The organism is Paraburkholderia sp. SIMBA_053 (genome assembly GCF_046534895.1).
In the GTDB taxonomy this organism is placed as follows: domain Bacteria; phylum Pseudomonadota; class Gammaproteobacteria; order Burkholderiales; family Burkholderiaceae; genus Paraburkholderia; species Paraburkholderia caledonica.
The window spans coordinates 1-242 of record NZ_JAWRXU010001526.1 but is presented as its reverse complement, the minus strand read 5'-3'; the positions used below and the strand labels follow the sequence as shown (position 1 = coordinate 242).

Annotated in this window: 1 protein-coding gene; it reads right to left on the bottom strand. The window is 67.8% G+C overall.

Annotated features, from left to right (window positions below; translation table 11 throughout):
- Positions 1–242 (bottom strand): penicillin-binding transpeptidase domain-containing protein (locus SB753_RS40680; protein WP_410805627.1); only part of this gene is annotated, 242 nt, incomplete at both ends.

The window sequence follows — 242 nt, the reverse complement described above, 5'->3', positions numbered from 1 at the left end:
CAGCCCGGCGTGCGCTTGTGCAGTGTGAGCGCGGCGAGCGCCATGAACGGCTTGTAGGTGGAACCCGGCGGATACGTGCCGTGCAGCGGCCGGTTCAGCAGCGGATGGTCGGGCGAGTTGTTGAGCTCGTCCCAGGTCTGCTGGTCGATGCCGTCGACGAACGAATTCGGATCGAAGCTCGGCGCCGACACGAACGCGAGCACATCGCCGGTTGCCGGTTCGATCGCGACCAGCGCGCCGCG